This window comes from Flavobacterium sp. NPDC079362, from assembly GCF_050267765.1.
In the GTDB taxonomy this organism is placed as follows: Bacteria; Bacteroidota; Bacteroidia; order Flavobacteriales; family Flavobacteriaceae; genus Flavobacterium; species Flavobacterium azizsancarii.
In genome coordinates this window covers 1-13,764 of the sequence record NZ_JBNNFM010000004.1, presented here as the reverse complement: position 1 = coordinate 13,764, position 13,764 = coordinate 1, and the positions used below count along the sequence as shown (strand labels likewise).

10 protein-coding genes are annotated in these 13,764 nt (G+C 34.5%); 5 read left to right on the top strand and 5 right to left on the bottom strand.

The genetic code is table 11. The annotated features are described in order from the left end of the window. Nucleotides 1-40: 40 nt before the first annotated feature. The gene (locus tag ACQKCJ_RS05580; protein WP_271334275.1) at nucleotides 41-1,234 is read left to right on the top strand and encodes an MFS transporter; all 1,194 of its coding nucleotides are present in this window, start codon (nucleotides 41-43) and stop codon (nucleotides 1,232-1,234) included. Nucleotides 1,235-1,265: 31 nt separating this feature from the next. Here ACQKCJ_RS05580 and ACQKCJ_RS05575 read toward each other — a convergent pair whose 3' ends face one another. Beyond that, on the bottom strand, nucleotides 1,266-1,946 hold the full coding sequence (locus tag ACQKCJ_RS05575) for a cysteine hydrolase family protein (protein WP_427401561.1): 681 nt from the start codon (nucleotides 1,944-1,946) through the stop codon (nucleotides 1,266-1,268). 529 nt (nucleotides 1,947-2,475) lie between these two features. Here ACQKCJ_RS05575 and ACQKCJ_RS05570 point away from each other — a divergent pair. After that, nucleotides 2,476-3,054, top strand: coding sequence for a Crp/Fnr family transcriptional regulator (locus ACQKCJ_RS05570; RefSeq protein ID WP_427401560.1), 579 nt, complete (start codon nucleotides 2,476-2,478; stop codon nucleotides 3,052-3,054). Nucleotides 3,055-3,380: 326 nt separating this feature from the next. Here the strand turns inward: ACQKCJ_RS05570 and ACQKCJ_RS05565 are convergent, their stop codons facing one another. Both ACQKCJ_RS05565 and ACQKCJ_RS05560 read right to left on the bottom strand, forming a co-directional pair. After that, nucleotides 3,381-3,614, bottom strand: a complete 234-nt coding sequence (locus ACQKCJ_RS05565) for a hypothetical protein (RefSeq protein ID WP_271334278.1) — start codon at nucleotides 3,612-3,614, stop codon at nucleotides 3,381-3,383. Between the two features lie 128 nt (nucleotides 3,615-3,742). Next, nucleotides 3,743-4,378: a LysE family translocator gene (locus ACQKCJ_RS05560; protein ID WP_271334279.1), complete on the bottom strand. Its 636-nt coding sequence runs from the start codon at nucleotides 4,376-4,378 to the stop codon at nucleotides 3,743-3,745. A gap of 918 nt (nucleotides 4,379-5,296) precedes the next feature. Here ACQKCJ_RS05560 and ACQKCJ_RS05555 point away from each other — a divergent pair. Beyond that, nucleotides 5,297-8,482 carry a SusC/RagA family TonB-linked outer membrane protein gene (locus ACQKCJ_RS05555; protein ID WP_427401559.1) on the top strand — a complete coding sequence of 1,062 codons (3,186 nt, stop codon included), beginning with the start codon at nucleotides 5,297-5,299 and terminating at the stop codon, nucleotides 8,480-8,482. A 12-nt stretch (nucleotides 8,483-8,494) separates the two neighbouring features. After that, the gene (locus ACQKCJ_RS05550; protein ID WP_271334281.1) at nucleotides 8,495-9,919 is read left to right on the top strand and encodes a SusD/RagB family nutrient-binding outer membrane lipoprotein; all 1,425 of its coding nucleotides are present in this window, start codon (nucleotides 8,495-8,497) and stop codon (nucleotides 9,917-9,919) included. Nucleotides 9,920-10,365: 446 nt separating this feature from the next. Here the strand turns inward: ACQKCJ_RS05550 and ACQKCJ_RS05545 are convergent, their stop codons facing one another. Next, complete coding sequence (locus ACQKCJ_RS05545) at nucleotides 10,366-12,540, bottom strand: TonB-dependent receptor (RefSeq protein WP_427401558.1); 2,175 nt, start codon at nucleotides 12,538-12,540, stop codon at nucleotides 10,366-10,368. Nucleotides 12,541-12,854: 314 nt separating this feature from the next. On the opposite strand from ACQKCJ_RS05545, the gene ACQKCJ_RS05540 reads away from it, so the two are divergent. Next, nucleotides 12,855-13,046 carry a cold-shock protein gene (locus ACQKCJ_RS05540; RefSeq protein WP_072958530.1) on the top strand — a complete coding sequence of 64 codons (192 nt, stop codon included), beginning with the start codon at nucleotides 12,855-12,857 and terminating at the stop codon, nucleotides 13,044-13,046. Between the two features lie 71 nt (nucleotides 13,047-13,117). Here ACQKCJ_RS05540 and ACQKCJ_RS05535 read toward each other — a convergent pair. Continuing rightward, nucleotides 13,118-13,764 (bottom strand): transposase (locus tag ACQKCJ_RS05535; protein ID WP_427401557.1); only part of this gene is annotated, 647 nt, incomplete at its 5' end.

The window sequence follows — 13,764 nt, the reverse complement described above, 5'->3', positions numbered from 1 at the left end:
ACTGGAGTTTTCAGTATTTTTGCACTTCTAAAAAATCCTCATGAATTCCCCTGTAAAAGCCATCAATCCTATTTATAATCTGCAATTTGGATTAGTCTGTTTAAGTTCCTTACTTTTTTCTGCCAGTTTTAATATGCTGATTCCTGAACTTCCGGAATACCTGAGCAATATGGGCGGAGCAGAATACAAAGGATTAATCATTGCACTTTTTACATTAACAGCAGGAATCTCAAGACCTTTTAGCGGCAGGCTGACTGATACATTGGGTAGAGTACCTGTTATGGCAGTTGGTTCTATTGTTTGTTTTGTCTGCGGTATTTTATATCCCGTTTTAGGAACAGTTTCCGGGTTTTTATTTCTAAGGTTAATTCACGGATTTTCTACCGGATTCAAACCTACGGCAACTGCAGCTTATGTTGCAGATATTGTTCCAAGAGAGCGCTGGGGCGAAGCTTTAGGTTTACACGGATTGTGTTTTTCGATAGGTATGGCTCTTGGACCCGCTATTGGGAGTTCGATTAAATTGTATTCTTCTATGAACATGCTTTTTTATGCCTCTTCTGTTTTTGCACTTCTTTCTATTGTTATTTTAATGAACATGAAAGAAACCCTGAAACACAAGCAGCGTTTTAGCCTTCGTATTTTAAAAATTTCAAGAAAAGATATTATTGCCCTCGAAGTACTTCCGGCAGCTATCGTGACTTTTCTTTCTTATATGGCTTATGGTGTGATCCTAACGTTAATTCCTGACTGGAGCCAGCATTTAGGGATTGCCAACAAAGGCTTATTTTTTATGGTCTTCACGATCACTTCAGTTATGATTCGTTTTGGCGCCGGAAAAGCTTCTGATAAGTACGGTCGTCTTAATTTGATAGGTATTGGACTTTTCTTATTGATTATATCACTGGTAATTGTTGGATTTTCGACATCAATTACCGGATTTTTGGCAGGAGCCGCACTCTATGGCGTTTCTACCGGAATTGTCTCTCCGGCTTTAAATGCCTGGACTGTCGATATGAGTTTTGCTGAACACCGTGGCAAAGCCATGGCCACAATGTATATTGCCCTGGAAGCAGGGATAGGCCTTGGGGCACTTTTTGCCGGATGGGTGTATCAGGATGTGATTGCAAAAATTCCAATGCTGATGTATGGCAGTGCAGCAATGGTTTTCTTAGCCCTGGGATATGTTTGGTTTCAGTTTAAACAAAACAGCAAAACCTCTAAAGTCATTTGATTTTAGAGGTTTTGTTTTAGAGATTCTCTTTTTATTTTTTTGCCAAAAGAAACTCATTACTTGATTCAACTTTAGCATATAAGCCGTCAAGAGCATTTAATCCGGCTAAGTAAGCAGTGTTTATTTGTTTTGCAGAAACTGTTTCGCCATTTAATTCACGATCTCTCGTAGCAACGGCATCACTAATTAAGATGTTCTTAAAACCATTATCCATAGAGGCTCTCACTGTAGCATCGATACAAACATCTGTCATCATACCTGCAAAAACTAAATTGGTAATTTTATTTTCCTGCAGATACTCTAATAATTTAGTATCTCTAAAACTATTAGGATAGTTTTTTGTAATTACCTTTTCATCGGCAAGCGGGGAAACTATTTTATTAATTTCGGCACCCTTTGTGTCCGGTAGAAAAAAGGTAGCGCCTTCTTGTAGCGCGATGTGCTGTATGTGTATTACAGGCATTTTGTTTGCTCTGAAATATGATAATAACTCTTTTGCTTTAAGTGCCGCTTTTTCAGCATCTACAAGTTCCATAGTTCCACCAGGGAAATAATCATTTTGGATATCAATGATAATTAATGCCGTTTTTTCTGTTTTTGTGTTTTCCATTTCTTTTGTGTTTTGCGTATTATTTTGTTGAGGTAAATCGTTTTTTTTATTGCAGGCTATTGTAGTAGCGATTAGCAATAGTATTGCAGCTGTTTTTTTCATTTTGTTATTTGTTTTTAAGTTTTAAAATTTGATTAAGGGTGCGTATCTATGGTATTTATAAGATTAAATTCTTCCAACTTGTGAACAAGTATAAGACAAGTATGAATTTGCTTCGTCTTTCATTATTAGGTTATTAATTGTATTAATTTGTTAGTGTAATTAATTTCGCAAACTAAATAGACACATTGAAATTGGTGCAAATTGGTGTAATTCGTGTTCGAAATTGAGTTATTATATTGGCATCAAAACGTGGTTGTAATTTTTATCATTTTTTATTATTTGTCATCTCTCATTTTTTTTTCAAAGGTATTGTGAAGCAAAAAATATCGACGTTGAACTAGTTCACCAAATGCTTTGAAGAGGAGATTTTAGAATAATTTATTAAAAAGTATCATTTTTTATAATAGAGTCCGGCGTAATAACCCGTATTTTTTTCTAAATTAGATTACTGAGAAGAAAACGATTGTTTACTATATTATACGATATATAAAATGAGAAACTATAGAAGTAAATTTAGTTCAGTTATCAAATGACAGAGCATAATCTATTTTACGAAAATATAAAGAAGCATGTAGCTTTTTCTGAAAGTGAGTTTGCAAAACTTAGCTCGTTTTATCATATTGAAGAAATACAAAAGAACCAAATGATACTTTCTGAAGGAGAAATTTGTAATTTTGAAGGATATATATTAGAGGGTTGTTTTAAGATTTTTTATCAGGAAGACAATATAAAAGAGCATATCTTATATTTTGCGGTCGAAGATTGGTGGGTTTTGGATATTGGCAGTTTTGTGTCAGGAACACCTTCAAAACTAAATATTCAGGCTTTAGAAGATTCAAAGGTTATCATGATTATTAAAGAGCAAAAAGAAAGATTATATCAGGAAATACCAAAAACCGAAAGACTTTTTCGACTCATGAATCAAAAAGCCCTCGAGTCAATTCAATTGCGTATGATTAGTATGCTCAATAAAACTGCCGATAAACGTTATGTAGAATTTAAAAATAAATATCCAACACTTGAACAAAGAATTCCTCAGCATCAAATTGCAGCTTATCTGGGTATTTCGCATGAATTTTTAAGCAAGATCAGAAGAAAGTTACTGTAAAAAAATCTGTGGAGAGTAAAAAAATTACCGCAGAGAACGTAAAGTCTTTTTTTAGTTTGAGCTTTTTTAAAACAATTATGGTTGAAAAAATTCGGCAAAGTCGCAAAGAAAATGGATGTAAACTTGGCGGCTTTGCGCGAAATCCATTCGGCAAAAGAATTATATATTTTTCTTTAACTTAATGATATTAGCTGAAGCTTCGGGATTGCGAACTTTTTTATACTTTTATAACCCTTCTTAGACAAAAATCTTTGGGAGCTTTGCGGTAAAAAATAATTAGGCTATTTTTATTTAGCGTTAATCCCTATAAATCCCTCTGCAGCAAGTCATTTATAGAAACCCCAATCATTCATTTTGTCTTTATGGTATTGGAGAAGCCATTTTTCCATTTTTTGAAGCAGCTGAACTTCTTTTGGTTTACCCATAGGATCTTCCAGCCCATTTATTGTCCTGCTGATATTAAATTTTTTGTCTTCGAAAACGCAGGTAAATTTGGGAAATTCATTATGCGAAACAATCCAGCTGTCGCGTAGCGTTTTTTTAATTTGAAATTTTTTCATTTTAGAAAATAGGAATCATTATCGCTTTTTATCCATGCTATAAACTGCAATTATACAGCTTTATTATATTCAATTCTTATTTTAAAGTAAAGATAACGCGAAATAATCTTTGAATATACCTGCTGAAACTATTGCACAATACGTTTGCTAAGGGCTATTTTAATTCCAAGTGCGATATATACCAATCCGGAAACGCGACTCATCCAAAGACTTATTTTTGGATTTTGTAATACCTTTTTTGTAAAGAAAGAGGCGCTAAATGTAATAAGAACACACCACACAAGATCAATAAGTATGTAAATAATGCCCAATGAAAGAAAAGGGTTAATAATCCCCTTATAATTTGGATCTATGAATTGTGGAAAAAAAGCTAAGAAGAATAAGGCAACTTTAGGATTAAAAACATTGGTAACGACGCCAGAAACATAAATTTTGAGCATCGAGTCCTTTTTATCTGCTTCTAGTTTTGTAACGCCTCCTTTTTTAGATAATAAACTCATGATTCCAAGATAAATTAAATAGGCTGCACCCAAATATTTTACAATAGAGAATGCAAGTGCTGATTCTGCCAAAATGATAGACAGTCCTAAAACAGCGAGCGTAATATGAAATAATACACCAGACAATATTCCTAAAGAAGAATAAATGCCAGCTTTCCATCCCTGAGATATAGTTCTGTTCAGAATATAGATTGTGTCTACTCCCGGTGTAAGTGCAAATATGATAACGGCCAGTATAAATGTTTCCAAGTGAATAATTCCCATAATATTGTATTATTAGTGTGTCATTTTTATTAAAACTTTCCTTTTTAAAGCTTGATGCTTAGAAAATTTTGTGCGATACGAAGTTATAAAAGGAAAAGTAAAACCAAACATAATATTTCACTATTTAAATTGAAGAATATCTTTTTAAATGGGAATCTTAAAACCATTTAACCCAAACAAATGTATAAACAGATAATCGATATAAAATATTGATTATATATCTTTTAAGGTAATTTTTTAGACTTTTAAACTCGAATAATTTCTATAAAACGCCCACAAATTTTCCTGATTTTAACAATATTTTAGAAAATAGATCTTTAAATATATTTGATGTCTGTTACAGTATTATAAGAGATTTTGTGAAGTAATTAATATGGTTTTAGAAAAATTCTTACACAACAAATCAAAAAAGACAAAAAGTTAACTTTCTTATTATTAATTAATTAAAATTAATGAATCGATTTCGTTAACATTTTTTTTATAAAAAAAACAATTAAAATTTTGGCACTAAGATTTTTAATTTACCTTTGTTCTACCAAATTAGTAGAATTTAAAAATAAGTTAAATACCAAAGATTAAAGATTATCAAATAAAAAATGTTGTTTTTGAGCAAGGAACCATTTAGTCATTCGCGATAGGTTGCCTACAGTCAAAATTCTTAAATCCCTAATTTATGCAAATTTTTAATAAAAAGGAACTCTGGTTTTTAGGGTTAAATTTTCTATTGGTCAATGTAACGAATAGTAATCTAAAATAAATTAAAAATGAAAAAACGAATGCATAGCTGATAAAAAAAATACCATTTCTGTTGCAGCAGAAATGGTGAAGCTTAAAGAAATTGTTCATCTCTATAAGGAAAACGAAAGTGGAGTAAATCTTTTTTCGGGTCGCCTTATTTATTAAACCAAAACGAAAGTAATGAAAAGAAAATTAAACAGACATATATGGTTATGTATTTTATTGATTTCCATAGGAGTTAAAGCTCAGGAGACCAAGCCATTAATTCAGTCCAGACTTGAAGGAACAGTAATCGACGCTGTTACAAAAGAACCAATTATTGGTGCTTCGATAAACATTAAAGGGACTACACACGGGGCTGTAACAGATTTTGACGGGAAGTTTTACTTTCAAACCGGGCAAAAACTTCCTTATACATTAATAGTAAGTTACCTGGGATATAAAAAAGCTGAAATTGTAGCCAATTCAAATCCCGTTACCGTTTCTCTTACTGAGGAACAAAATGCTTTGTCTGAAGTTGTAGTTACTGCACTTGGTATTACAAAAGAAAAGAAATCTTTAGGATATACTACTCAGGCGCTTAAAGGAAAAGAGTTGTCAGAAACAAAAGAAACGAATTTTTTAAATGGTCTTAGCGGTAAATTAGCCGGAGTACGTATTACTAATTCGCAAGGAGATATGGGATCTTCACGTATCATTATTCGTGGAGAAACTTCTATATCCGGAAACAACCAGCCGTTATTTGTGGTAGATGGAGTTCCGGTAGACAACTCACAATTGAGCTCTGTTGGTGGAGCTGCTGCTTCTCGTGATTTTAGAAATGCAATTGCCGATTTGAATCCTCAGGATATCGAAACATTAACAGTATTAAAAGGACCTAATGCGGCTGCTCTTTACGGTTCGCGTGCAGCGCACGGTGTTGTTCTTATTACTACAAAATCAGGAAGAGGTCAACAAGGATTAGGCATAAGCTTTAGTTCAGGTATTACCGTTTCTCAAGTTGCTACTTTACCAAGATTTCAAAATTCTTTTGGACAGGGATCAAACGGAAAGTTTAGTTACGTAGATGGTAAAGGTGGAGGAATTAATGATGGTGTTGATGAAAGCTGGGGACCTAAAATGGACGGACGCCTTATTCCTCAGTTCAATTCTAACGGGGTAGCAGTTCCTTTTGTGGCGCATCCTGATAATGTGAAAAACTTTTTTAATACTGGTCTTACTTATGACAACAGTATTTCGATAGCAAAATCAGATGAAAAATCAGATTTCCGTTTAGGAGTAAACAATCAAAAACAATTAGGAACAGTACCTAATAGTGAAATAAACAAAACAAACTTTACGGTTAACACGAATTACCAAATATCCAAAAGTATAAAGGTAGGGGTAACAGCGAACTATATTGTTACAACTGCTCCAACTTTACCGGGTGGACCAACAGGTAACCGTGCTGCAGGTGTAATGTTACAGTTTCTTTGGTTCGGACGTCAGGTAGATACAGATGCACTTAGAGACAATAGAGATGTTAACTGGAACAATAGCTATTATAGCAATCCGTATTGGAATGCTTATTACAATACTACAAGCCAACAACGTAATCGTTTTATAGGAGATATCCATTTAGAAGCAAAACTTGCAGACGGACTTCTTTTTAAATTCCGTACCGGAGTTGACTATTATAACGATCGTAGAAAATACGAGATTAAATATGGTACAAACGGAACTCCTTTTGGATCTTATGCTGAAGATGCTTACACAGTAGACGAAAGAAATACAGAGGGTATTTTTACGTATACGAAAAAAGTAAATGACGATTTTACTATAGATGCCCTTGCCGGATTCAACGAACGTAACCACAGTGATGCCAACAATTATCAAAAGGCGCCACGTCTTGCTGTACCTGATTTGTACACATTAACCAATTCACGTGATCCGTTGACTTCATCAAATTATTTCTCAGAATTAAAAGTATATAGTGTATATGCTTCTGCCCAGGTAGGTTATAAAAACTATGCATTTTTGAATGTAACCGGACGTAATGACTGGTCATCGACATTGCCAAGTAACAACCGTTCTTATTTTTATCCTTCTGTTAGTGGTAGTTTAGTATTGTCTGATGCATTGAATTTAAAAAGCAATACACTTGACTTCTTAAAACTGCGTGGTGGCTGGTCTGAAGTAGGTAACGATGCAGATCCGTATCAATTGGCTACAGTTTACGATTTTCAAACTGCATTTGACGGAAATCCAATTCAAACTTCTTCTAAAAAGAAACTTAATGAGAACCTGAAACCAGAGACAACACGTTCTACTGAGGTAGGTCTTGAATCTTCTTTCTGGAAAAACAGATTGCATCTTGATGTTGCTTATTATAACACAAATAGTTTCGACCAGATTCTGGAGATAAAAACAACTAATGCGAGTGGTTATAATTCACAATTAATCAATGCCGGTAAAATAAACAACCATGGTATAGAAATTCAATTGGACGGAAGCCCTATTCAAACGCGTGATTTTAAATGGAATGTGGGTGTAAATTATTCAAGAAATATTAGTAAAGTAGATGTTCTTGACTATGAAAAACAGATTCAAAATTACACAATTGCTTCCTCAGGTGGTGTTGATGTATTGGCATCTGTAGGACAAGCTTACGGTGCACTTTATGGTACAGCTTATTTGCGCGACACAAATGGAAATATAGTAGTAGGGGCAAACGGTTTACCGCAAGCTGATCCAACAAAGAAAGTATTAGGACATTATACTCCGGACTTTTTAGGTGGTATTACAAATACATTGACATACAAGAATCTTGAACTTTCATTTCTTGTGGATGCCCGTGTAGGTGGAGAACTTTTTTCAGGAACGAACAGAACAGGTACTTATACTGGTGTATTAGATCAAACGATGCCAGGTCGTGATGCTGCAAATGGAGGATTAAATTATTATGTAACAGGTACTACGAAAACTTTATTGAATGGTGGTACTGCTCCAAACGGAGCTGTAGTATATGATGATGGTATGATCTTTAATGGTGTACACGCTGACGGAACGCCAAACAATCAGGTAATTAGCGCACAGGAATATTACAAAGCGTCATACAATATTAGTGAAGCTTATATCTACAGTTCAACTTTTGTAAAACTAAGAGAAGTAAAACTAGCGTATAATTTCAATAAAACATTTGCTAAGAGACTAGGTTTTCAGGCAGCTAGTATCACTGCTGTAGGTCGTAACTTGTTTTTTATCTACAAAGACGTACCAAATATAGATCCTGAATCAGCTTTTAATACAGGAAACGGGCAAGGATTGGAAAGTTTGGCATTGCCAAGTACAAGAAGTTTTAGCCTTAATGTTAATCTTAAATTTTAAAAACACGAAATCATGCTAAAAAAACTAGCTTATATAACGCTGTTTGCAGTATCACTGGTCTCTTGCAGCGACAGTCTGGATGAAATTAATAAAAATCCAAATGCAACCGAAACGCCTTTAGCACCTTATTTGTTAACAGGATCATTAAAACAAGGAGCTGATATCTATTGGGGATCAGATAATAACTTTAATTCATCTTTGTTATTTGTTCAGCACTGGGCTAAAATTCAATATACTGAACCGGACAGATATGATGTATCTAATACTTCATTCACTACTTTATGGAATACAGGATATGCAACTTTAATCACGGATTTGAACACGATTTTGAAATTTTCAGATCAGCAGGCAAATTCAAATTATAAAGGGATTGCATTAACTCTTCGTTCATGGACTTTCTTATTATTAACAGATGCTTACGGAAGCATTCCTTATAAAGAAGCAGGTCTAAAAGTAACGCCGGCATATAATACTCAAAAAGAAGTATATATCGGATTATTGGAAGATTTAAAACAAGCTCAGTCTTTGTTGAGTGCAACAAATGGTACCGTTACAGGTGATTTAGCTTATAAAGGCGACATCTCAAAATGGAAAAAACTTGTAAACTCGCTTCGTTTGCGTATTGCTTTGAGAATTTCTGATAAAGAACCTGCTTTAGCAAAACAAGCTGCAATTGATGCAACAACTGATGCTGCAGGAGTATTGAGCAGCAACAGCGATACCTTTAAGTTTACTTACATCAGTTCGCCTCAGCAAAATCCAGCTTCGGCCTGGTTTGAAACTCGTGATGATTTCCGTATTTCAAAAACTTTGGTTGATAAGCTAAACGAGTTAGCTGATCCGCGTTTGCCAGTTTATGCTCAATTACCAACGGATGCAACGGTAGGTAAATATCTAGGTGGTGCTAATGGATTATCAAACAGTGATGCCAACAGTCAGGGTTTTGCTAAAACATCAAAACCGGGAACATACTTTTTGACTTCCACATCGCCAGCTGTAATTGTTTCTTATTCAGAAACGTTATTCAATCTTTCTGAAGCAGTAGCTCGTGGTTTTATTGCCGGAGATGCTGAGCAGCTTTACAAAAGTGCAATTACGGCATCATTCAATCAATTTGGGATTACAGATGCGACAGCTATTACGAAATATCTTAATCAGACATCTGTGAAGTATGATGCAACCAATTATGCCAAATCTATAGGTACACAAAAATGGATCGCATTTTTTGGACAAGGTCTGGATGCTTTTGTAGAGTGGAGAAGACTTGATTATCCTGTATTGACTGCCGGTCCGTCTACTGTCTTGAATGGACAGATTCCTTCTCGTTTCTTTTACCCGGGTACAGAACAATCGTTGAACGGAACTAGTTACCGTGCCGCAGTATCTGAACAAGGAAAAGACTTGCTTACGACAAAACTATGGTTTGATGTAAAATAAATCAGACTCCTAAAAGGATACTTATCTTTATAAAACAAAAAAGCTAAATCGAAAGATTTAGCTTTTTTTATTTCTATAAGTGTAGGTTTGTTTTGATCAATTCAAGCTGCCGGGTTAATCATATGTGGTTCCTCGGAGAATGTTATGAAGTGTATAAAAACGAATGCTATGACGAATAAATCTCCAGGAATGGCTCAAAAAAACATATAAGTTTTTCATTTTCAGAAGGGGAGAAATCGCGCTAGCTATTGCACATAGAAAATAACCAATCTTTGCCGAGCCTCTAGTACGCTTTCTATCCCGAAGCTTCGGGACTTTGCCGAATGATCTGGAAAAAGGTGCAAAGCCGCCACGTTTACATTCATTTTCTTTGCGACTCTACGACTTCGCGCGAAATCTTTTAGCTATAATTGTCCTTAAAAAAAGCTTAACTTAATTCGAAAAGGCTAAAATGCCTGCACAAAGCTGATTGTTAAACGGGTCCCATTTTCTTTTACATAATTCATATTATTAGATTGCCATTGAGAAATAACGCTATAATAATCCTTGTTAAATAAATTCTCTATACCAAAACGAACAGTACTTTTTTCTCTAAATGTATAGCTGGAAGAAAGGTTGAAAGCCGTGAAAGATTTGATAGGTCCTGTACCATAAGTATAAGCACCATTGATAGATTCAAATCGATCTCTACCAGAAGTATTGATCATTTGCAAAAATATTGACCAAGCCTCAAGAGGTCTAAAAACGGTATAAGCTACTATTTTAGGCGGATTGATACGATCACCTCCTAAGTATACTTTTTTATCAGCAACTTCACGTTTTCCTTCTGTAAAAGAATAATTAGCTCCAATATCAATTTTTGGATGAAGACGATATTTTGCCGACACTTCAAAGCCATAAATTTTTTCGGGAGATCTTGAAATTTGTGGATTACCATCAACATATACATAAGAAGCGCCTAATTTTGAAGTGCTGTAATAAACGGCACCTTCATAAGAAAGTTTATCGAAAGATCCTGAAAAACCAAATTCATAATTATTTGCCGTAACCGCTTTTATCGAAGTATTACTTACTGTGTTTTCTTTTGCAGCACGCAGAACCAAACCTAAATCAGCAACACTGAAACTCTGTGAAAAACTGACAAAAGGTTTAAATAAATTCCATTTTGTATAACGTAATCCGGCATTAAACATTAGTGCATTAAAATCTAATGCTCCGCCATTAACAGCAATTCCGCCACCCACATAAGTTCCGTTTACATAATTGCGAATACCAATAGTGGTATAATCAGGCACATCGATGTTGACATTTTCAAGCCTTAAACCCGTTTTTAAAACTAAATTTGGACCAAACATATTTTTAAGCTGAAAATACGGTGCCAAATTGTTCATTTTCATTTCAGGAATTACTGATCTTCCATCAGTAAGATGCGTATCTGTTATATCAGAAAGAATATCCAATCCGTAAATCAGATCGCCGGATAACAAAGGACTGAATTCGTAAGGAGTACTAAAATTCAAACGAAAACCCAGCTTTTTGCTTTGTGTAGCAGGCTGCCCATTATTTTCAAAAAAGTCACTATAATTAATTAAAGTAAGATAATCTTGAAAATACAGCGTAGCATTCACATCCGTATTTCCAATGAAATTCTTTCCTATATAACTTAAACTTGCGTTATGATTATAAGGAGTTCCTTCCGGCTCTCCTGGGCGCTGTCCTCTTATACCGATAGTTGGCGAATCAAAATTGCCATAAACTCCAGCCTTAGCAATGTAATCCGTATGTTGCGTGCTTTCGAAATAATTATACATTAATTCTAACCGATTATTTTGATTTATGTCATAGCCAATTTTAGCAAAAGCATTCCAGTTTCGAAGATCATTCATTCCGTATTCCGGAGAAAGTACACGGCCTTTTGCATCACGATAAAGTCCCGTCTCTTCATAACGTCCACTCACAACATAATCGATCTTGTTTATTTTACCGCTCAATAATTGAGATACAAAAAAACCAGCCGTTCCTTTAGGTTTAATGAGAGAAAATGCTGTCCCGGCTTCTGTTGATCCGCTAATTGCCTTGTCCTGATTTGCTCGTTTAGTGATGTAATTGATAAGACCACCATCGGCACCATTTCCGTAAATAGCAGTTGCACCCTTGATAACCTCTACACGATCTAAGACAGTAGGATCAAGAGAGCGCATGTCTTTAGCCCCATCTCTCAAAGGCGTAGATTGCGGGATACCATCAATCATAACTAATACACGGCGACCGCGTAAAGTCTGACCCAAATTTTGAGTTCTGTTCGTGCTAAAACCCAAACCAGGAACTGATGCACCTAAGATATCACTAAGGTTAGAGCTAATACTTAATTGTTGCTGTAGTTGTTTTTTTGATACTATAGTGACAGAAGAAGGAACTTCATTTAAGCTTTCTGCCTGCCTTGATGCAGAGACCACAATTTCCTGCAATTCATTATCTGCTGATGATTTATCAGGCAAGATACTGTCCTGAATTTTAGTGTTTTTGTTTTTTTCTTTATTCGTATTTGTTTTGGTAATTTGTTGTGCAGAAAGTGAACTTATTGAGAAGAACACCAATAGTAGGATAGAAAATTTTAACATCGCTTATTTAGACTTAATTAAGATAAATACAAATATATTAAATGTAATAAAAATAACAAGGGTAATATTGCAGTGTTTTTTATTATCGGAGATTTTATTGACACGAAATATATTGATATTCAATACAACTAAAGAATATGAAGCATAATATGAGCAGGTTAAAATTACGGATATCTATAAGGTCAAATACAAATTAGAAACAGGGAAAGTTGTCTGATTTAGAAGTTCTTATATAAATTTTCGATATAAGTACTTATTTTTCAGAGTTGTACTGTTAATTTTACTATATTTACCACCAATAAATAATTATTAAGATGCAAGAAGGTACAGTAAAATTCTTCAATGAAGAAAAAGGTTTTGGATTTATAACACCAAAGAATGGTGGAAGTGAAATTTTCGTTCATGTTTCAGGTTTATCAGAAAATATTCGTGAGAATGACGAAGTACGTTATGACATCGCAGAAGGTAAAAAAGGACCAAATGCAGTAAACGTTGTAGTAGCTTAATCTACTAAGAAAAAGCACAAAAGAGAGGTTGTCTGAAAAGACGACCTCTTTCTTTTATTATACTAGTAGATTTACAGAGTGTTTCTTGAAAAATGTAAATTTGGGCTAAAATGGTCTTCTATAAACTTTTCTAAAGCTTCTACGAGATCAAAAATGAGGTTAAAATTGCCCAAACGGATTTTAGCGATCCATTTAGAAAAGTTGTGAGCAATAGCAATCAGGCCAAATTCAGTATTTACTTTGGCTGTTTTGGTAAGTGTAAATCTTTTAAATCCTTTGTTTTGCTTGATGTTACCAAAAACCGGCTCTGGTTCAATACATCTTTTACTATAAATTTCCCTGCCCAATTCACTTTCTAAATTCTCTCTTGCCTTGAATTTCAGTCTTTGAAGATTGTGATTAATTTCTATCCGTCTGTTCCCCTTAGCTTTAAAGCATTGCCCCCGCAGAGGACATCCTGCGCAATTTAAAGCCTCATATACCGAATGATACTGTTCAAAACCAGTTGTAGTTTTTGATTTCTTAGTAAAGATACGAGGCATTTGCTGCCCCATTGGACAAACCAAAAAGTCTTGCTCATTATTATGAAACAGGTTTTGTGCGTGGAATAAATTGTTTTTATGCTTACGGGTCTCTTCGATACGGTACATGTTGTAGGGAACAAAAAAATCAATTTCTTTGTCTTCAAGGAGTTGATAATTTTCCTCACTTCCATAGC